General features: G+C 51.5%; 14 protein-coding genes. 5 read left to right on the top strand and 9 right to left on the bottom strand.

Annotated features, from left to right (window positions below):
- Nucleotides 1-28: 28 nt before the first annotated feature.
- On the bottom strand, nucleotides 29-2,335 hold the full coding sequence (locus IEY53_RS23625; RefSeq protein ID WP_189029409.1) for an ATP-dependent DNA helicase: 2,307 nt from the start codon (nucleotides 2,333-2,335) through the stop codon (nucleotides 29-31).
- A gap of 277 nt (nucleotides 2,336-2,612) precedes the next feature.
- Between IEY53_RS23625 and IEY53_RS23620 the strand changes: the two genes are divergently transcribed.
- A complete protein-coding gene (locus IEY53_RS23620; protein WP_189029407.1) occupies nucleotides 2,613-4,478 on the top strand; it encodes an LTA synthase family protein in 1,866 nt (621 codons plus the stop codon).
- A gap of 142 nt (nucleotides 4,479-4,620) precedes the next feature.
- Here the strand turns inward: IEY53_RS23620 and IEY53_RS23615 are convergent, their stop codons facing one another.
- A complete protein-coding gene (locus IEY53_RS23615) occupies nucleotides 4,621-5,052 on the bottom strand; it encodes a MarR family winged helix-turn-helix transcriptional regulator (protein WP_189029405.1) in 432 nt (143 codons plus the stop codon).
- 241 nt (nucleotides 5,053-5,293) lie between these two features.
- On the opposite strand from IEY53_RS23615, the gene IEY53_RS23610 reads away from it, so the two are divergent.
- The gene (locus IEY53_RS23610; RefSeq protein ID WP_189029403.1) at nucleotides 5,294-6,988 is read left to right on the top strand and encodes a methyl-accepting chemotaxis protein; all 1,695 of its coding nucleotides are present in this window, start codon (nucleotides 5,294-5,296) and stop codon (nucleotides 6,986-6,988) included.
- A 107-nt stretch (nucleotides 6,989-7,095) separates the two neighbouring features.
- On the opposite strand, the gene IEY53_RS23605 is transcribed toward IEY53_RS23610, so the two are convergent.
- The 3 genes from IEY53_RS23605 to IEY53_RS23595 form a co-directional block, all read right to left on the bottom strand.
- Nucleotides 7,096-8,550: a putative bifunctional diguanylate cyclase/phosphodiesterase gene (locus IEY53_RS23605; protein ID WP_229696305.1), complete on the bottom strand. Its 1,455-nt coding sequence runs from the start codon at nucleotides 8,548-8,550 to the stop codon at nucleotides 7,096-7,098.
- Nucleotides 8,551-8,823: 273 nt separating this feature from the next.
- Nucleotides 8,824-10,440 carry a hypothetical protein gene (locus IEY53_RS23600; RefSeq protein ID WP_189029401.1) on the bottom strand — a complete coding sequence of 539 codons (1,617 nt, stop codon included), beginning with the start codon at nucleotides 10,438-10,440 and terminating at the stop codon, nucleotides 8,824-8,826.
- Nucleotides 10,433-11,233, bottom strand: coding sequence for an ABC transporter ATP-binding protein (locus IEY53_RS23595; RefSeq protein ID WP_189029399.1), 801 nt, complete (start codon nucleotides 11,231-11,233; stop codon nucleotides 10,433-10,435). Before IEY53_RS23595 ends, IEY53_RS23600 begins: the two co-directional genes overlap by 8 nt.
- Before the next feature lie 246 nt (nucleotides 11,234-11,479).
- Here IEY53_RS23595 and IEY53_RS23590 point away from each other — a divergent pair, with 246 nt between their 5' ends.
- The gene (locus tag IEY53_RS23590) at nucleotides 11,480-12,847 is read left to right on the top strand and encodes a dicarboxylate/amino acid:cation symporter (protein ID WP_189029397.1); all 1,368 of its coding nucleotides are present in this window, start codon (nucleotides 11,480-11,482) and stop codon (nucleotides 12,845-12,847) included.
- A 455-nt stretch (nucleotides 12,848-13,302) separates the two neighbouring features.
- On the opposite strand, the gene IEY53_RS23585 is transcribed toward IEY53_RS23590, so the two are convergent.
- The 4 genes from IEY53_RS23585 to IEY53_RS23570 form a co-directional block, all read right to left on the bottom strand.
- On the bottom strand, nucleotides 13,303-14,298 hold the full coding sequence (locus tag IEY53_RS23585) for a Gfo/Idh/MocA family protein (protein WP_189029395.1): 996 nt from the start codon (nucleotides 14,296-14,298) through the stop codon (nucleotides 13,303-13,305).
- 94 nt (nucleotides 14,299-14,392) lie between these two features.
- Nucleotides 14,393-15,346, bottom strand: a complete 954-nt coding sequence (locus IEY53_RS23580) for a 1,4-dihydroxy-2-naphthoate polyprenyltransferase (protein ID WP_189029437.1) — start codon at nucleotides 15,344-15,346, stop codon at nucleotides 14,393-14,395.
- A gap of 34 nt (nucleotides 15,347-15,380) precedes the next feature.
- Nucleotides 15,381-16,112 carry a DUF6081 family protein gene (locus IEY53_RS23575; protein ID WP_189029393.1) on the bottom strand — a complete coding sequence of 244 codons (732 nt, stop codon included), beginning with the start codon at nucleotides 16,110-16,112 and terminating at the stop codon, nucleotides 15,381-15,383.
- 31 nt (nucleotides 16,113-16,143) lie between these two features.
- Entirely contained in the window at nucleotides 16,144-17,061 is a 918-nt protein-coding gene (locus IEY53_RS23570; protein ID WP_189029391.1) for a prenyltransferase, read from the bottom strand.
- 164 nt (nucleotides 17,062-17,225) lie between these two features.
- Here IEY53_RS23570 and IEY53_RS23565 point away from each other — a divergent pair, with 164 nt between their 5' ends.
- Together IEY53_RS23565 and IEY53_RS23560 are read left to right on the top strand one after the other, a co-directional pair.
- Nucleotides 17,226-19,592, top strand: a complete 2,367-nt coding sequence (locus tag IEY53_RS23565) for a putative bifunctional diguanylate cyclase/phosphodiesterase (protein WP_189029390.1) — start codon at nucleotides 17,226-17,228, stop codon at nucleotides 19,590-19,592.
- A gap of 89 nt (nucleotides 19,593-19,681) precedes the next feature.
- Complete coding sequence (locus tag IEY53_RS23560) at nucleotides 19,682-20,305, top strand: acetate uptake transporter (RefSeq protein ID WP_189029389.1); 624 nt, start codon at nucleotides 19,682-19,684, stop codon at nucleotides 20,303-20,305.
- Nucleotides 20,306-20,312: the final 7 nt, after the last annotated feature.

Genomic DNA, 20,312 nt, shown 5'->3' with positions numbered 1-20,312 from the left:
TGAATGCCTTTTCAATGATTATACGCGGTTACTCCATTACCCGGTAGTCCCTCCATTCCTCAGGGAGCAGCCGCAGATAGGGATTCTGCAAAAAACGGTCATCCGCCAGTATAATGGTGCCCGTGTCACTTTCGCTGCGGATCAACCGGCCCCCTGCCTGAAGCACTTTGCTCATGCCCGGATACACATAGCCATAGTCAAAGCCGTTTTTGCCCTGGCTGCTGAAATATTCGCGCAGCAGATTGCGCTCCAGTCCCAGCTGCGGCAGCCCGACTCCCACCACCATGACACCGTTCAGGCGATCTCCAGGCAGATCTACGCCTTCCGAGAATATACCGCCCAGTACGGCGAAGCCGAGCAGCGTCTCTTCCGGATCCGGCTGGAATGCAGCCAGAAATCCCTCTCTATCAGGCTCGCTCATCCCCGTCCCCTGTACCATCGTCTTCACCTGAGGGTATTTCTCTGCAAACACTCCATATACACTTTGCAAATATAAATAAGAAGGAAAAAAGACCAGGTAATTCCCTTTTTTCGCTGCCATCCCCTGCAATGCATCGCTCAGTGGCAGCAGCGAATCAGCCCGGTCATGATAACGGGTGGAGACGGGAAGAACCGTTACCTTCCACTGCTCTTTTTGAAAGGGGGACGCTACCGTAAGGCTGTAATCTTCCTCACCTGCACCCAGCATGTCCCTGTAATAGGAAAGCGGAGACAACGTGGCAGAGAACAGAATCCGGCTGCGGAAACCTCCCGCCATCTGTCCCAGCAGATACGAGGGGTCCAGGTTGAACAGCTTCAGGTACACATCGCCGCGCTTTACCTCTGCGTAGGTAATATAACGCTCATCATAGGTTTTGAAGGTGCGGAGCATGGCTTGAACTGCATAATACGTATCCAGAAGATTGCCTTCCTCTTCCTCAGGCAGCGTCAAGGTCCGGAGAGACGGACTGATCAGCTCCAGCTCCGCCTCAGTAGCGAATTCCGCCAGGAGGGGCGGCAGCTCTTCCGGATAGACGGTCCATTTCCCCTGCCCTGCCTCATTGCAGCTCTTGCGCAAAGCGATAAAAAAAGCATTTACCGCCTTGGCAGCAGCACTCAAACTCCGGTTCACCTCTTTGAACTCGCGCTGCAGCGCCAGAAAAGGAGCCTTGGACAGGCTGGCGGAGAACATTTCCCGCCCCCGGTCCACCAAATTATGTGCTTCATCCACAAGCAGCACCGTTCTTTTCTTGCGGGCCTCCGGCAGACGCTTCAAGCTGATACGCGGATCAAAGATATAGTTATAATCACAAATAACAGCATCGGAAGCATAGGCCGCGTCAAGCGAGAATTCAAAGGGACACACCTGATGCCGCCGGGCATAACGTGCGATAATCTCCCGGGTCATCAACGTTTCATGCTCCAGCATATCCATCACCGCTTCGTTAATCCGGTCATAATACCCGTCAGTGAATGGACAACTTTCCTTCGTGCACAGCCCCTCTTCGTGAAAGCAGGCCTTCTCCTTGGCCGTCAAAGTAATGACATGGAAATGAAGACCTGCGGCGGTCAGCAGCAGCAAGGCTTCTTCGGCTGCCATACGGGTCACCGTCTTGGCTGTCAGGTAAAAAAGCCCACTGACCTTTCCTTCCCCAACAGCCTTGATCACAGGGAACAGCGTAGACATGGTCTTGCCGATACCCGTAGGAGCCTGGGCAAACAAACTGACACCCTCCGTGACCGATTTGTAGACCGAGCCGGCCAAATGCCGCTGCCCCTGGCGATAGGACGGAAACGGAAAGGCCAGCTCCCGGATGCTCGCATCCCTGCGGGCTTCATGACGCAACATCAATTCCGCATAAGGTGCATACACCGCCACCGTATCCATGACAAATCTGCTGAGCGCCTCAAAGGATTCTGTCCGGAAAAAGCTTCTCTGCTCTTCGCCGCCCCTATGCACATAAGTGAGTTTCACCTCTATAACCGGAAGCTTTTCCTCAATTGCTACGATGTAAGCGTACAGTAACGCCTGTGCCCAATGAACCTCACGTCCGTCTTCGAGTTGAGAGAGGGGTACGGCGGTGGATTTAATCTCCTCCACTGTAAGCTCTCCGGATTCGGAGACCAATAATCCGTCACAGCGGCCGTCAACGGTGAATACAAAGTCCTGATACGGAATCTCCGTATTCAGGTAGACTTCTTTGCGATCGCCTTCTTTATATTGCTTCTGGATGCTCTGATGAATACGCGTGCCTTCCGTCATGGAGGCGCCGCTGCGGAACCCCGGCTCAATACTACCGCTGCGGTAGGCGTATTCCACAAGTGCCCTTACTGATATGGAAACGGTATACTTCATAGTAATCCTCCCCGTAACCGGACATCCTAATGATCATGAATGGCCGTTCTTCGCCTTTTCCCACGATATTAACCGCTCTGGGGGCAGCTAAGTCCTCTTTATCCCGCAGGAGCTGATCTTACGCCTTCCCCAGGGGTCATGCCCGCAATCCCGATTTTTGACAATCCCGGTCCATCCCTGCATAATAAATTTTATTACTATGGAATTCTTTTGTCTTGCCCCGCTTCTTTCCATCTGGGGGAAAGACCGTTTTATTATGTAGAAAGAAGGCGAAGCTGTGTCATCTTTTCATTTTAAACAGTGGATCGTAAAACCCTTTGTGTTCTTTTCCATTATTTTTGTGCTCAAGAGCTTCCTGGCGTGGGGCGTTATTTTTGGAGAGCCGCTGCATTGGAAAGCAATCCTTACGGAGATCCCCTTTGTCTGGGCCCTCTACAGCCTGATTGAACGGTTCGCTTCCAAACGCAAACTGGGATATTACATGACTGTCAATCTGCTGGTAACAGCGATCTTTTTTGCCGCCATTATGTATTTCAAATACTACGGGGTCATTGTCACTTACCATGCAGCAGAACAGGTGAATCAGGTTACCGCTGTCAGCAACAGTGTCTTCTCGCTGATGGACCCGTATTATCTGCTGATTTTTACAGACATCATCGTCCTGGGCTTCTATTTCTTCTTTAACAAGAAGGGCCGGGTGTATAAAAAGGACAACATCAACCGGATGAACGGAAGGCACATCTACAGCATCGTGTTCGCGGCATCGCTGGGATTGTGTCTGTTCAATATTCTGCCCAACAAGGCCAGCATGAATGAGATCAAGAAGGCGCAGGAGATGGGCATTCTCAATTATGAAGCTTATACCCTTTTTGCTCAAGACAAAACCGAGCTGGTCAATGCCAAGGAAATTACGCAGGAAGCTGTCGATCAGATCAAAGGGACCAACCCCGGCGCCACCTCGGCGAACCACGGAGCGGCAAAGGGCAAGAATCTGATCATCATTCAGCTGGAATCCTTCCAGAGCTTTTTGGTCGGATTGGAGCTTGACGGTCAGGAGGTTACACCGAACCTGAACAAACTGCTCGACAACAGCCTGTATTTCTCCAACTTCTATCAGATGGTTGGACAGGGCAACACCTCGGATGCGGAGTTCGTCGTGAATACTTCCTTCTATATTCCTCCGCGCGGAGCAGCCACCATGTCCTATGTCGATAAGGTCTTGCCAAGTCTGCCGCGCTTGCTGAAGGAGAACGGCTATCAGACCGCAACCTTCCATACCAATGATGTAGAATTCTGGAACCGCGGCGAACTGTACAGCTCACTCGGCTGGGATCATTATTATGACCACGAGTTCTTCGGTAACGAAGATGTGTTCTTCTTCGGAGCTTCGGACGAAGTTTTGTACCGCAAGACTGCGGAGAAATTGAAGGAGATGGGAACCGGGGGCCAGCCATTCTATGCTCAGGTCATCGCGATGTCGGCCCATCACCCCTTTACCATTCCGGAAGAGAAATACCGGATGAAGCTGCCGGAGCGTTACGAAGGCACCTTTGTGGGGGATTACATCCGCTCCCAGAATTATGCGGACGAGGCCTTTGGGCAATTCGTGGAAGAACTGCAAGCAAGCGGTATTTGGGACAACAGTCTGATTATGGTTTATGGGGACCACATGGGACTGCCGATTTATTCGCTTGATCATGATGACAAAGCCTTGATGTCCGAGATTTATGGCCATGAATACAGCTATTCTGATATGCTGAATATTCCACTGATCATTCATGGGGCTGGCAACACCACGCCCGAGACCTTGGAACAGGTAGGCGGGGAAGTGGATATTATGCCAACGGCCGCCAGTCTACTGGGCATCTCCATGGAGAACAACCTGCATTTCGGCCAGAATTTGCTTAGCCAGACCGGCAATCTGCTGCCGCAGCGTTATTATCTGCCTTCCGGTTCATTCATTGCCACTTCGGGATTGCTGATCCCCGGCACCAGCTTTGAGGACAATACCCAATACCCTATTGCCGCAGGAGGCAGAACTCCTGCCGCCACAGAGGATGAATACAACCGGGCTCTGAAGCTGCTCCACTTGTCGGACAGTTATGTCAAACAGCTGCCGGATAAAGTCCCGGCTGCAGAATAACACAAAAAGCAGCGATTTTCCTGTAATTGGAGAATCGCTGCTTTTGCGTTTATCAAACCCTCATAACCCGAAATCATACCTCTCGGCATAACGGGCACACTTGGTGGAATAGTTGGCGAAAGTCCTGCCAGGCTGTGCCTGATTAACGTTTCTGCTCTTCCAGCATACGGTAATATTCAGCCAAGCGCTCCATTTCATCCGGCTCCAGGATGGCCAGATGCTCGGCAAGCAGCAGTTTCAATCTATACTGCGCCTCTTGGTGCAGCTCCTCCCCCTTACGGGTAATCGTAACCACGACAGCCCGGCGGTCCTTCTCGTCCTGCTCACGGGCGACTAATTCCAGCAGCTCCAGCCGGTCCAGCATCACTGTAACTGCACTCGATTTCACTTCCAGTTTGTCAGCCAGTTGCACTACACGTGATTTCCCCTCTTGGGCCACCATCCGAAGTAATCCGAATTGCGGTACAGTCAGGCCAATCTCTTTATGCAAAGACATTTGGGAGGTGATCTTGCGCTGCACCCTCCACATAGATAGTCCAATACGTTCCACTAACGGATCTATTGGTAACGGCATTTCTTTCAGCTCCTAATCCGTTTGTTCTATAGTAAGCGTACCATTGAAACCGCTGCCTTTTCAATGACCCGGCGGCAGCCATACCAAGCGTATCCTGTCCACTTCACTAAACAGCCATTTTTCGACACAATTCTGCCTATTTCTTGCCACAGCTCTACCCACAACGTTGCGCTATAATCGTAGCAGTGAACAGCGGTTCACGAAAATGAATTTAATTTGTCAGGGGACTGGTGGAGGAAATATGAAATTAGCAACAAAATTAACGTGGATGATGCTCATTGTCTTACTGGTGGTGGGGGCATCCATAGGATACTTCGGTTACCGTGCCGCATATCATCAGGTGGACGAAGCGGCCGGCATTGAATTGGTAGGCTGCGCCAACATCACAACCGGCCTGATCGACCCGGAAGACATAGCTGCCCTCTCTGCAGGAGACAGCAGCAAGCTAAGCGCCATTGAAGACCGTATCGGTTGGATTGTGGCACACAAACCGATCTTCAAGGAGGCTTTTATTCTGTCGCTGGACGGCCGTGTGCTGGCTGCAGATGCCAGCTTCAAAGCAAGAGGGTATAGTGCAGGAGATTCTTTCTATTTCAGTGAAGAGGTTAAAGACATGATTACTGAAATGAAGCACTCCGCTTACTCGAAAGTCTATACATACGAAGGAACCTCCCTCAAGACCGGCTACGGCCCCATCTATCAGGATCACGACCCGTCCAAACCGATCATTGCATTAATGGCGATCAATTTTGACGGGCCCTTGATTCAGGAACGAACGCAGGATATCATCGTTCAGCCGTTTGTGATTGGCGCTTCGATCCTGGCCGCCGCCATTCTGGCTGCCTACCTGCTGATCCGCCGGATGGTCAGCCCGCTGACCACACTTTCCCGTTCGGTCAACCTGGTGGCACAGGGAGATCTCACCCATGATCCGATTCTGTTCAGCGGCAAAGACGAGATCGGAACCCTGGCCCGGGACTTCAATGAGATGACCCTGAATCTGCGGAGCCTGATTGCACAGGTCAATGACACCTCGATGCTTGTAGCTTCTTCCTCCCAGCAGCTCTCTGCCAGTGCAGAGGAGACGAACAGGGCAGGCGAACACAGTGTTCATGTGATGCTTACACTTGCGGATGGGGCACAGACCCAGCTGCAGGATCTGGAAGGCGGCTACAAAGCTCTCCAGGACATGTCCCAATTCATCACCAGCATTGCCGATCATGCCGACAAGGCCATGAATGATGCCGCCAATAATGCAGACAAAGCGCGGTCTGGCCGCGAATCGATGGCTTCCACCACCGGTCAGATGGATATCGTAAGCGGCAGCATCTCCGACTTGTCAGACATCATAGATGATCTTTCGGGCCACTCCAAAGAAATCGAGAACATTGTCAGCACCATTGCCGGCATCGCCGAAGAGACGAATCTGCTGTCGCTCAACGCTGCAATTGAAGCAGCCCGGGCGGGGGAAGAAGGCCAAGGGTTCGCCATTGTTGCCCAGTCGGTGCGCAAGCTGGCTGAAAGATCGGGCCATTCGGCGGGACAAATCAGTGAACTTTTGCATCTGATCGTGAACCAGATGGACCAGGCCGGAGAGACGATGAAGCGTTCGACCCATGAAATGGAGCACGGCAAGGACATGATACAGTCCGCAGGCCGTTCATTCTCGGAGATTGAGCTGTCCATCTCCGAGATGGCCCTCCAGAGCCAGCAAATTTCCGCTACCGTCCGTGAGCTGGCGCTTCTCTCCACCAGCCTTGTCCAGACCATCCAGGCCATCGTGAGTGTCTCCAATCAGACGGCAGAAGGTGCGGAGACCTTATCGGCCGCTTCCGAGGAACAGTTGGCCGCGATGCAGGAAGTGCAGTCTTCTGCCGCCTTTCTTTCCGCGCTGGCGGAGAAGCTGCAGGTTCTTGTAGAGCGGTTCAAGGTGTAGAGCGAGGGTGTAAAGCGCAGGTGTAAAGCGCATGAATAAAGGCAGGCCAAGGGGGTTCCCCGGGCCTGCCTTTTGTGACTGCAGCACCTGCGATGTGCTCTTCAGGTTCAAGATACCGCTGCATTGGCTATGAACCATTCGCCAAGCTCACCCGCTGGCATCGGTCTTCCGTAGTAATACCCTTGCATTACCCGGCAGCCCAGGGATTGGAGCAGTTCAATCTGTTCCGGTGTCTCCACGCCCTCCGCGACAACCTCCAAATTCAGATTGCCGGCAATGGCAATAATATTGCTGATGATCGCCTTCTTGGAATGCATTCTGCTCTTGCGGATGAACACCTGATCGATCTTAAGCGTATTGACCGGAATTTCATCAAGGTTGCCCAGCGAAGAGAATCCGGTGCCAAAGTCATCCAAGGATACCCTGACCCCCAGCAGACGAAGCCTCGACAACTGGGCTACAGTCTCTTCCATATTATTCATGGCAATCGACTCCGTAATCTCCAGCTCCAGAAAATGCGCCTCGAGTTCCGAGAAGGTCAACGCCTCCTCAACGGCGTCATACAGACCGCCGTTTTCAAACATTCTGGCCGACATATTAATGGAGACCGGTACAGCAGCCACTCCCTCCGTATGCCAGAGCCTGTTCTGGCTGCATACATCCTTCAGCATCCAGTAAGTAATCGGAACAATCAGCCCGGTCTCTTCGGCAATCGGAATGAATTCAGTTGGCGAGACCAGTCCGTGCTCCGGATGCTTCCAGCGCAGCAATGCTTCCAAGCCGACGGCAACATTCAGGAACGAGTCCCATTTGGGTTGATAGACTACCGTGAACTCCGAGCAGGCCAACGCTTTGCGCAGATCCTTCTCCAGCGACATCCGCCGCAGCTGTTGGCGGTTCATCTCCTGGTCAAAGACACTGAATTTATTCTTTCCCGAGTCCTTTGCCGTGTAGAGCGCAGTATCCGCAGCTTTCATCAATGCCGACCGGTCGAGACCATGCGCCGGTGTCAGACTGATGCCCACACTGGCAGTGATATACAGCTCATTCCCCTGAATGCTGTAATACTTCTTAAGCTCTTGCAGAATATGCTGCGCCACTGCCTCCGCTTCCGCAAGCGGGCATTTGGGCAAAGCAATCAGAAATTCGTCACCACCGAGCCGAAAGACCTTGCCTTTTGCACCTACAACTTCCTTTAATCGGCTGGCAACCTCTTGCAGCAGCATATCGCCGATATCATGGCCAAGCGTATCATTGATCGATTTAAAACGGTCCAGATCCACAAAAAACACAGCACCCGCAGCAGCACCAAAAAAGTCTTCCTTAAAGTACTGATTGAGCCCGTGGCGGTTCGGCAGCTCCGTCAGGGGGTCATGGTAAGCCAGCCGTTCCAGAATATGGCGCCGCGGAATTCCCCAGCCCCAAAGCCGCAGGCGCGGCGATGTCTCTCCGGATAACTGCCATAACCTCCGCTGCCTGAGTGCCGAACGGACGACAACCGCCACAAACACAATAGCCAGTACAACGATCCAAAATTCAAAGTGAATTTCCATTTGATCCATAGGACGACCTCTTCATCAATTATATTCAAATCGTATTCCTAAGCGTATTTCTCAAGTATGAATCTATACACGAAAATCGGATAAATGGAAGAGTGCGTAAAGATTATGGTGGTCCTTAAGAAGCAACTCCAGGTGTATTCTACCCTGTATCTGTCAGGCTGTCTAAGTAAATACTGGAACTTGGAGGCTTTTTTTGCCTGCGGCATGAAAACTCCATATTTACCGTCACAATCAGTCATTCCATGACGTTTTTGGACCGGTTCTCGGGACTTTTTACACAAATGTCCTTTTCCACATCAGAGCATTGGCAAGGACCAGTATAAGTAAATAAACGTAGACTCCTGCCGGGAATAAGGTAAAGATATAATGGACGCCTGCCAATCCCGCGAGAATGAACAGCAGAATAAACGAACTGGCAGTAAAATCCTTCTGCTTAACTGCCTCAAATTTCTCCGAGAAGGGCAAGGCCCGCGGCAAAATCCTGAAACAAAGGACTGCGTAGATCAGCAGTGACAGCAAGGCTGCCGCTAATTGCGGAATAATGTGTATGCCGAACAACCAGATGAACAGAACCGCCTCCACCAGAAATAACGGCAACAGCAGCCGGAACAAGGCGGCCTTGAGCATGCCACGATAGATCGGGCCCGTTCCCGGAAGAGGGATGACCCTATAGATCCAGGCTCCTTTGTAACTGGCGGAATAACGCAGCATCAGCAGTATGGTCTGCAGCATCATTGCACTGAAATATATAAACAGGTAGCCCCTTGAATCTTTGAGCATAGCTGCATTGCCGGTAAACACAGGATTCAAAATAAAGATAAACGGAAACACAATGGAGAATCCCAGAGACGGATACACCTTCAGCTTGAAATCGCGCTCCTTCTTCATCATGGACCAGCTAAACCGGAAGAACATCCCCTCTTCCCGGCTCCGGCATATTCTTCTGGACAAAAAGTCAGCCAACCGGCCATTCTCTTTGCCTCCAGTGCCTTGCTCGGCAAGCTTGAGTACGCTCTGCTCAAACAGCGGCATCAGCTTGACGTAAGCAGCAATCAGCAGCAGCGGAACCAACAGGGCGAGCACAGTCAGCAGCACATAACTCTGCCCGCTCCCTCCCGCGAACAGCATCTCAAACGGCGCGGCGAACCAGACCGGGGATATGAAATATTGCCACCAGGCGGGCTTGAAGGCACCGCTTAGCTCAACAAGGTTAAATAACCGGCTAACCAGCTGGTAACCTACCGTTATCCCGATAGTCAACAGAATCTGCACATAGTTTATGATGTCCTTGAGCTTTTCCCCGTCAAAAAATTTCATGATCAGCAAGTAGAGTAAAGCAGTAATGACCAGGATAAAACAGTCCATCAGAATAATCTCCCCGGCGTACAGCAGAAAAAAAAGAATCCCGTGCCGGAATAAGGAGACAATTAGGGTCGGGCCCGTCAAGGATAACGTCAAGGTTAATAAATAAACCAGAATGTGAATGCTTTTGGCCATATTGAGCGTAATCCGGTTGACCGGTTTGGAGAACAGAATGTTCTTATCCCTCAGATCAAGCATGACCGAAGAGAAATCGGAAATCAGAGTGGTGGTAATCATAAACATTGTAATGCTGAAAATTAGGCTCATCTGCAGCATAAAATGATCTTGGGGCAGAATGAACATGATCATTAGAACACCCATCAGCACATACATCCACTGAACCCGGAAGGGTGAGCCTTCCTTCTTCTCATCCTTCCGCTGGGAACCCGATAATACGGTGGGTGTTCTTCGCCCGTCCATGGTCAGCTTCATCTGTAAAATACTCCGCATCACCCTGTAGTCCACACCGATTCTCCGGAATCCGCCCTCCAGCCTATCCAGCAGCCGAAGTACGAGAAAGTTATTCATGAGAGTCCCCTCCTTGAATAACCGCCACAAACTCGCCGGCGATATCGCGATATTTATCAAACCCCGTCAATTGATTAAAAATTTCTTCCAGCGATCCCTCGCGGCTTTTCTCCTTCAGCTGCGCGAAGGTTCCATCCGCCACAATCTCACCTCCATTGATCAGAATGATCCGGCTGCTGATTTTCTCAACGACGTCCATAATATGAGAGGAATAAAAGATCGTCTTGCCCTTGGCGGCAAGCGAGGCAAATATCTCCTTCACCACCATGACACTGTTGGCATCAAGCCCGCTGAGCGGTTCATCCAGAAACAGAATATCCGGATCATGCAGCATACTGGAGATCAGCAGCACCTTCTGCTTCATCCCTTTGGAGTAGGAAGAAATACGTACATCATAAGACTTTTCCAGGCCGAGCAGACCCATTAGCCTCTCTGCTTTGTCATCCGCATCGGTCCGGTTCATTCCATACAACTCGCCGACAAAGCTCAAATACTCTCTGGCCGTCAGGCTATCGTACAATTCAGCTACTTCCGGCACATAACCAATCCTCCGCTTATAGGAAACATCGCCTTCCGTGATGTCCTTGCCAAAGATCTCCACCTTGCCGTTATAACCCTCGACCAGACCCAGCATAATCTTAACCGTTGTGCTTTTCCCCGCCCCATTCGGGCCAATGTAGCCAATGATCTGTCCCCGGTATACTTTAAGATCAATCCCCCGCAGGACCATGCGGTCTGTGTAGTTCATCCATAACCCGGATATCGCTATGACCGGCTCTTCTTCATGTTTCATTTCATGCTCTCCCTTCAAACGCAGAAACTTCAACCTTCTTCCCTTTCCACGCGTTATATTTCCTATATCTTCCTATTCTATCAAACTTCGCCGGATTGCGCAGTGAGATTCAAGACAGCGGAGTGCAGCAAGTTCCGATTCATTTCCTACATATTATTTCATTGACAATCATAATGTTTATCTATACATTGGTATCATTAACCATTATTCAAACTAAATTAATGGGTTTAGGAGGTTTTATTGGTCATGGACACTATAGACAATAATTTGCTGTCTGCAATTCAAACCAACTGGCACGGATTTGTAGTTTCCATCGTCGTGTTTGCCGCATTGTTCCTGCTGGCCCGCAGACGGGTAGGTTTTGGAGCCCGGGTCCTGACGGGGCTTGGAATTGGACTTATTGTGGGGATTATTTTTCAGCAGCTGGAGCTTGAGACCAAAGCCATCAGCACCTTCGGCAGCATCTATATCAGCCTGATCCGCATGCTGGTTGTTCCCCTTGTGTTTGTCCTGGTCTTGAACAGCATTGCCTCTTTAACCAATCTGGAGTACCTGCGCAAAATCGGTATCAAAACTTTCGCCTGGTTCCTGGGCACCACCGGTATAGCCGCGATCATCGGGCTGCTGATAGCGCTGCTGTTCAATCCGGGCCAAGGCATCCAGCAAGACGTACCGGCCGACTTTGCCGCTCGCGAGATCCCGACCTTCTCGCAGGTCATCCTTGACCTTGTGCCTTCCAATCCGGTGAATGAAGCTGCGAATGGCAAGGTAGTGCCGCTGTTGATTTTCGCCATTTTTCTGGCGGTAGCCATTATCAAAGTCGGCTCCAGGAAACCGGAAGCCGTGAAGCCGCTGCGGGATATCATTGAATCCCTTACCGTGGTGCTGCATCAGGTGGTTAAATTCATCATCCGCTTGACACCTTATGGTGTATTCGCCTTGATCGCCGCCATTTCAGCGCGTTACGGCTGGGAGACTCTGCAGGAACTGGGCAGCATTATCATCACCTCATATGTGGCCATGATTATTCATTTTGTGCTTATTTTCGGCGGTTTGGTATTCTTTGTAGCCAAGGTGAATCCTCTGCGCTTCTTCCGTAAAATCTATCCGACCGTAACTGTCGCCTTCACAACCCGCAGCAGCTACGCAACTCTCCCGGTCAATCTGGAGGTTATCACCAAAAGACTGCATGTCTCTCCGAGAATTGCCAGTTTCGTGGCACCTTTGGGGGCTTCAGTCAACTTCAATGCCTGCGGCGGCATCTGGCCAGCCATTGTCGCCGTATTCACCTCCCAGGTATTTGGAGTTCCACTGGGGGTAACGGATTATATCGTTCTGGTCCTCGTAAGCATTATTTCTTCCATCGGAGTAGCCGGTGTTCCCGGTCCAGCCGTTATCTCCACTACGGTAGTACTGACCGCGCTTGGATTGCCGCTTGAAGGCATTGCCATTGTCGCCGGTGTGGAAGCGCTGATTGACATGGGCCGCACCGCCGTAAATGCGACCGGAACGGCCGTTACCGCTCTGCTCGTCGCCAATTCGGAGGGCGAATTCGACCGTGAAGCGTTTAACCGCGATGGGGATGAAGATGAGATTGCTTTGAGTGCAATATAAAAATCAAGGACACCGCAGCATAAGCCATGAGCGGTGATTACCGAAATACCCGTCACGACAAAAAAGGGGTTTCCCATTAGCCATGAAATGGCTGCTGGGAAACCCCTTCGAGTTGGTTAGACATTAGCACTTAATGCGGGTGCTCCGCGAGCGGACCGTTGCTTGGGTCGTTCCGTCCTCTCCGCTGTTTAATCGGCAAAAGCGGCTAAACCTTCCTTAAAACCATAATAGGAAATATTTGCTAAAATAGAAGTTCCGACCAATCATTTCAAAATGCCTCTCGGGGACGAAAAGAGAGGCATTTTTGCCTCTCATGGGGCACCCGGGATGGCGTAAAGTAAGTTATGTTTGACTCCAATAAAGAGGCGGTTGGCTAATCAGCCCATGACCAAAAATGCAAAGCAGCGATCCTCAAGTAAACGGGAGAATCGCTGCTCTGTCATAGTTAAATCTACCTAATTCATACTAATACGTTTCCGCTGTCTGGCCGAAGCCAGGCAGGTCTCAATCAGGTTCATATTAACCACAATATCTTCGGCGGCGAATAACGGTTTGCCTTCAAACACCGCTGCAGCAAAGTTATCTACCTGGCAGACATAAGGGTTCGCCCCCGTGGCTCTGGCCCGACGGACCCCTTCCTGGGTATACACAAAAAACTCGGCGTCATCTTCACGGGCATTAAAAGGCATCGGAACCTCAATCCGTCCCTCTGTGCCGAGAATCTCCAGCAGCTGGCGGTTGAACGCCCACATGCCGCAATCAAAAATCAGGCTTACGCCGCCGGGAAATTCCACAAGCCCGGAAGCCATCATGTCCACATTGTCATGCTCCGCAGAGAAAATACCGTGAACGGTCACCGCCTCAGGCTCCGTCCCGAACAAAAGACGCGCCGCGCTCAGCGGGTAGCAGCCCACATCATACAACGAGCCGCCGCCCCATGCCGCTTTGAAGCGGATGTTGCTCTTATCCTCGGCATCGTTGTAAGTAAACGTTCCCCGGATGGATCGCAGCTCGCCAATTTCGCCGGAAGCGATGATTTCCTGCAATTCCGCAATCCGCGGATGATGCCTGTACATATAGGCCTCCGCCAAATGAACCCCCGCCTCCTTGCAGGCCTTCACCATCTCGGCAGCCTCGCGGCTGTCCAGTGCAATCGGCTTTTCACACAATACATGCTTGCCTGCTTCTGCCGCGCGGATAACCCACTCCCGGTGAAGATGGTTCGGCAGCGGGATATACACAGCATCAATCTCCGGATCTGCCAGCAGCTCCTCATAACTGCTGTAGGCCTTCTCAATCCCGAAATCAGCAGCAACTGCGCTGCTCTTCTCGAGCCCCCGGCTGGCAATGGCCGCAATCACGCCACGCTCTGAATCCTGTATGGCCGGCATCACCGAACCAATGGCGATTTGAGCACAGCCCATAATTCCCCAACGAAGCTTTTGCATCACAGGTGCACCTCTTTCCGTAGCCGTATTCAAGTTACTGCTTACTATTGTATATAAACCCCGCTACAGATTCTACCCTGTCTTCCTTAAGTCCTGTCTATATCAGGTTCTGCATCAGCACCGCCGTGGCCAATACCACAATCCGCGCTGCACTCATAACCACGAAATTGCGGACGGCCAGAATAAAGGTTGTTGCCTTCTCCTGCTTCGCAGTAAACAAGGATATGTTGCGGCGCAGCGGGATCAGCGTCAATAGAATCAACAGAATCAGCAGAGGATGTACACCGATTAGCAGCAGGACCACCAGATCCAGATAGGATACATAGTAGAGCAGCTTGAACAGGAGGAGCGAATGAGTGCGTCCAATATAGACGGGGAGCGTATATCTGCGATTCTCCACATCATCATCCATATCACAGATATTGTTGGCCAGCATAATACCGGCAATCCCCAGGATCGCCGGTACCGAGAACCAGAAAAGGTAAAGCACCTCGACAATGTTGATCTGCAGCTTCACCCAGCCTTCCTGAAGAAGCAGGGCAACAACGGTATTCTCCGTATGAATATAAGCGGAGATGAAGATGATGACAAATCCCATGAACAGCCCCGAGAACAGCTCCCCGAGCGGCATCCGGGAAATGGGAATCGGCCCGAAGGAATAGAGAATGCCGATCAGGAAGGACAATCCTCCAAGGGCAAACACGAGTAATCCCGTTTGCGCGACTAACGCGAGCCCGCCGCCCGCAGCGAGTACAAGCAGAATCACAATGACCGCTACCACCACAGGCTCCTTCAATTGATAGCGGACGATCGGGTTATGGGTTTCATAGCCATATCCGTGTTTTTTGGCCGCTTTTTTGAAATCATAATAATTGTTGATCGCCGTTGTCGCCATATCAAAGCTCAGCAGGGAAACGAACATCAATCCAAACCGCAGGACATGAAAATCCTCGAACCTGTACAGAGCGTACAGCGATCCCAGCAGGAATGGAATCATACTTGCCACCTTCGTAGGCAGCTCCACAAACTTCAAAAAAATCCTCGCATTCACAGCCATTCACCCTTATCGTCAATTGGACCTGCTTCTACTGTTCAGTAGTAGTTACTGTTATCGGGGACCATTCGGCAATAACCGTCTGCCCGTGCGCCGACACGCTGCCTTCAGGCGTCAGATCCTTCTCAGTCATAATGCCCAGTGCAATGGTGAAGCTGTTCAGCTTGAGCGGCACATTGCGTTCACGGCGTACTTCCCGGCCATTCACATAAAAGACGGCCTCATCATTGCCACGGTGATACGTAATCCGGTAGGTGTTGAATTCACGCGGCTTGAAATCCGTATCTTCCTTAAAAATGCAGAAATATTTGGTGCCCCCGCTGTCCGGAACCTTCACGCCCGGGAAGGGCAGCACTCCGTATACACTGGCATAGGTATCATTTCCGGCAAAAAAATCAAGCGCAGCACCGGTTGTAAAGTCGAGCAAATTCAGGGAAACATACCCGTCATACAAATCCCCGGGCGCTGTCCCCTGGGTGCGGCAGCGGATCTGCAGTTCAAAGCTGATCTCGCCTGCCTCCGGAACCTCCACAGGCAGCACTGAGTAGTACATATGCTTCGCATTATCCAGAATCTGGACCTGGTTGTTCTGACGCGTCAGCTGTGCGCGGACATACAGCATGCCATTGCGGACAATAACAACCGCCTCCGGCTCCCGGTAAGCCCAAAAGGTACCGTCCGGCAGGGTGAACCCCCCTGTCTTCCAGACTTCGCCTTCCGCCAAAATCGTATGAAAATCACCGATAGTCATTTGCTTGTCCATGAAATCACTCTCTTTCAGGGGATGGATTTGTTCAGATAAATGCTTGTACCAGCAAAGCGGCCGCCATAATCGCTCCGCAGCGTACAGAGGCCTGCAGCGAAGCTCCCATGAGCGGCAAATAAGCCGGTGATGCATTATGCTGCTGAAGGCCACGATAGACATGGACTGGCGGGATGGCCGTCAGCAGGGCCAGCAGCGCATAGAACGGAAGGACGTCCAGCAGTACACATACCACAAGCGAGGCATAGGATAAATAGAGCAATATCCGCGAGAATACAAGCGCTTTGCGCTCCCCCCATACCACTACCAGTGTCCGTTTTCCTGCTTGCTGGTCTGCTTTCCAGTGCAAAAAGTGATGGTTGAACAGCAACAAAGTCGTCAGCAGGCCTACGGGTAGAGAGAGCAGCACCGGCTTCATGCTGAATTGCCCTGTCTGGACAAAATAGGAACCGAGTACGGGCATCAGTCCAAAGGCGGCGAAGATGGCCGCCTCGCTGTAGCCCATGCCCCGATACCCAAACCGCAGCGGAGGGGCTACGTAGAAATAGGCAATCAAAGCGCCTGCGGCTACAAACCAGAGAATTTCGCTCCCGCTGTATACGCTGAGCAGGGCGCCGCATAATACCGCAACAGCCAGCAGGCTCCAGGTCAGAGCTGCAAAGGTCCGCTCGGAAAGCACACCGCGGGAGAGAAATCCGGAGTTTGTAGTGACGATATCCGGCGTACGCTCCGCTTCCACATCCGTTCCGTTGCGAAAGTCCCAGAGATCATTTACCATATTAGAGAATAAATGTGCTGCCGCACCTCCAATAAAGGTGATACCAAATAAAAACGGATGGAATGTCCCCTCCCATACATAAGCCCCCACACTGCCCAGGACAATCGGTATAAGCATAACGGGAATAACTCCAAACCGGGAAGCTTTCTTAAATAAGGTCCATTTGTTCATCTGTAGGCTTATCTCCTCAAAATAATTAAAATTCATCTGATAATAATTATCAGTAACTATTATACATCAAATTTCGACAACCGGGCGAGATTCGCCATGCAAATTATTACCTGAACATGGTACACTATCCTGGCTGGTACTTATTTCCTTGAGAGTCTATTACTATGAAGGAGAGCACCATGAAGCTGCGCAAAAAGATCATTATATTTGTTACGCTTATTGCAATATTCGGCTTAGGAGTTACCTACCTGCTGCTGCATTTTATCCTGCTGAACCGGTTCGAGCATCTGGATGAAGCTGCACTGTACAACAAGCTTAAGACCGTCCTCTATTCTTATGAGGAGGACTTGCAGACGATTTCAAGTCATCTGTTGAACTATTCCACCGACGAGGAAGTCTACCAACTAGCAGACACGGCTACGCAGCTTATCCAGGTGGAGGACCCTTCCGCGACAGCTATATTTGATAGTTCCACCTACAAAAACAATCACTTCGATGTGCTCGGGCTGCTGAACAAGTCCGGGCAGCCGGTGTATGCAGGATTGTACGATTCACTGGCACGAACCGTAACCGCTCCCACTCCCGAGCTGCTGGCGCTGTATTCGCGGATCAAGAGTCTGCCGCCTGTCCCCGATCAGCGCAACGCCAGATCAGGGGTTGTCCTGCTCAAAGACAGACCTATGCTGATTACAGTTACCTCTATAGTAGATACGGCCCGGAACAAGCCTGCAAGCGGAACGGCCATTGCGGGAAGATGGCTGGACCGCCAGGAGCTCACGCGAATTGGGCAAGGCACTGCCTTGGGGCTTTGGATAGAGCCGGTATCGCCGGCACTCCTCAACCTCATCCCGGATGACGGCTCCTGGTCGACCTCAGTCACCCGTGAAGGAATGTCCGTTCAGACGATGGTCAATGATTTGTTCGGCGAACCTGGTATTGTCATTACCTTGGAACAGCCGCGTCAAATCTACGAAAGCGGGCTTGCGTCAATCATCCGCTACCGGCTTTTCTATTTTGTCAGCATCCTGCTGATGTGTATATTCACTCTTATTTTTGTCAACCGCTATATTCTGGGGCGGATTTCTACACTCGTCAGAAGTATCCGGTCCGTTGGCAGCAGTCAGGACCTGTCGATCCGGATCAACAGTTCCGGTACCGATGAATTCAGTGATGTGGAGCACGAGTTTAACCGGATGCTTGCTTCACTGGAGCATGCACAAAAGAAACTGGGTCAGCAGGCCCTGCTGGACCCGCTGACCCAGCTGCCCAACCGCTCACTCTTTTTTGCCCGGCTGAATGAAGTCATTACTTCCGCCAGGGCCAGTCGAGAGCAAATTGGGTTGCTGTTCATTGACCTCGATCATTTCGAGACTGTCAACGACACCCTGGGCCATGATTTCGGCGATGCGATGCTGCAGGAAACGGCACGCCGGTTACAACAGACGGTTGGCCCGCATGATGTGGTATCAAGGCTCGGCGGCGATGAATTTACAATTCTTCTATCGGGCGTCTCTGCGGATACGGAGCATTTTGCCGCCGAGCTGACCCGGATACAGGAAGCCCTGGCAGCCCCTCACCCGATTCATGGTCATCTTCTGTACAATACGGCCAGTATCGGTGTCAGCTTCTATCCTCAGAATGGCGAAGATGCCAATGCTCTGGTCAAGCAGGCCGACCTTGCCATGCTTCAGGTGAAGGAGAACGGACGCAACAACGTCATGTTGTATTCCGAGGAGCTGGAGGAAAGCGTGCGGCGCAAGAAGGTGCTGGTCCAACAATTGCTCTCTGCTGCCAGCAATGAGGAGTTTGAGGTGTACTACCAGCCGATCCTGTCCTCACACACCCTTCAAGTGTCCAAAGTGGAGGCATTGCTGCGCTGGACCAGCCCCACTTACGGAAGAATTCCTCCTTCGGAGTTCATTCCGCTGGCTGAGACCAGCGGTTCTATTCTAGGCATCGGCCGGTGGGCATTGCGGCAGGTCTGCTCCGACCTGCGCCATTTCCGTGCCGAAGGTCTGGCCCTCAGCGCTGCCGTCAATATCTCGGCCATACAGCTGATGCAGCCTGGACTGCTGGAGACGCTCCAGGAACTGCTGCACGAATTTGATCTGCCTCCGGCAAGTCTGGAGCTGGAGATCACAGAGAGCATTCTGGTATCCGGCGATACCATTGCCCAATCCCTGCAAGCGCTCAGATCAGCCGGATTCCGGATCTTGCTGGACGATTTCGGCACAGGCTTTACTTCCTTAAGTTACCTGCAGCGCTTCCCGGTCGATATTATTAAGATCGACCGCTCCTTCATCGCCGAGATCACTCCGGAACATCAGGATGAGCGGGTGATTCACGCCATTATTGAGCTGGCCCACAATCTCGGGCTGCAGGTAGTCTCGGAAGGCATTGAGCTGCAGGAACAATTCGATATTCTGCGCAGACTCGGGAGCGATGAGCTGCAGGGCTATTTTATCAGCAGACCGGTCCCCTCTTCCGAAATAAATGAGGATAAGATTATAGGCAAGTTCAAGGGGATATGATATGATAGGCAAGCTTGCGGCAGCGCCCTCTTTGAGGGTGCTGTTGTTATGAGCACTATTTCACTTAAATACAGGAGGCTTTAACTGTTATGTCAGCGCAATCCCAACCTACCCAGTCTGTCAAAATCGTCAGTGCCGACCCTAGCGCCATCGGCCTGTTTGGACTGGCTATCGTCACCTTGGTCGCTTCTTCGCAAAAGCTCGAAATCACTACAGGACTCAGCTATGTTATTCCCTGGGCTATCTTTCTTGGCGCGTTTGCCCAGCTGTTCGCAGCCATTCAGGATGCCAAGCACAATAATACGTTCGGCATGACTGCTTTTGCCGCTTACGCCTTTTTCTGGTTCGGCATGGCCGGCAGCTGGCTGATCAAGCTCGGCGTATTCGGGGAGACCCTGTCCAGCGGCGTAGATACCAAACAGCTCGGTTTTGTATTTCTTGGTTATTTGATCTTCACCCTGTTCATGACGATTGGAGCCGTTGAAGCCAACAGAGTGCTGTTGATCATCTTTATCCTGATTGACTTTCTGTTTCTGGGTCTGACTTTTGATTCCTTTGGCATTGCTGCTGAATCCTTTCATAAGCTGGCTGCCTGGTCTGAGCTAGCCATTGGCATTGTTTCTCTTTATGGCTGCGGCGCAGCTGTACTGAATGCCCATTTTGGACGCAGTTTCCTGCCGGTAGGCGCTCCGCTACGCATTTTCAAGAAATAATCCATCA

It is taken from the genome of Paenibacillus albidus, assembly GCF_014644435.1.
Classification (GTDB): domain Bacteria; phylum Bacillota; class Bacilli; order Paenibacillales; family Paenibacillaceae; genus Paenibacillus_AQ; species Paenibacillus_AQ albidus.
Note: the sequence above shows the minus strand (reverse complement) of the source record. Positions and strands in the feature narration are given on the sequence as shown.

What these genes read in the sequence shown, in the direction of transcription:
- IEY53_RS23625 (WP_189029409.1), bottom strand. Translation starts at nt 2,335, where the DNA reads ATGAAGTATACCGTTTCCATATCAGTAAGGGCACTTGTGGAATACGCC.
- IEY53_RS23615 (WP_189029405.1), bottom strand. Translation starts at nt 5,052, where the DNA reads ATGCCGTTACCAATAGATCCGTTAGTGGAACGTATTGGACTATCTATG.
- IEY53_RS23610 (WP_189029403.1), top strand. Translation starts at nt 5,294, where the DNA reads ATGAAATTAGCAACAAAATTAACGTGGATGATGCTCATTGTCTTACTG.
- IEY53_RS23605 (WP_229696305.1), bottom strand. Translation starts at nt 8,550, where the DNA reads ATGGATCAAATGGAAATTCACTTTGAATTTTGGATCGTTGTACTGGCT.
- IEY53_RS23600 (WP_189029401.1), bottom strand. Translation starts at nt 10,440, where the DNA reads ATGAATAACTTTCTCGTACTTCGGCTGCTGGATAGGCTGGAGGGCGGA.
- IEY53_RS23595 (WP_189029399.1), bottom strand. Translation starts at nt 11,233, where the DNA reads ATGAAACATGAAGAAGAGCCGGTCATAGCGATATCCGGGTTATGGATG.
- IEY53_RS23590 (WP_189029397.1), top strand. Translation starts at nt 11,480, where the DNA reads ATGGACACTATAGACAATAATTTGCTGTCTGCAATTCAAACCAACTGG.
- IEY53_RS23575 (WP_189029393.1), bottom strand. Translation starts at nt 16,112, where the DNA reads ATGGACAAGCAAATGACTATCGGTGATTTTCATACGATTTTGGCGGAA.
- IEY53_RS23570 (WP_189029391.1), bottom strand. Translation starts at nt 17,061, where the DNA reads ATGAACAAATGGACCTTATTTAAGAAAGCTTCCCGGTTTGGAGTTATT.
- IEY53_RS23565 (WP_189029390.1), top strand. Translation starts at nt 17,226, where the DNA reads ATGAAGGAGAGCACCATGAAGCTGCGCAAAAAGATCATTATATTTGTT.
- IEY53_RS23560 (WP_189029389.1), top strand. Translation starts at nt 19,682, where the DNA reads ATGTCAGCGCAATCCCAACCTACCCAGTCTGTCAAAATCGTCAGTGCC.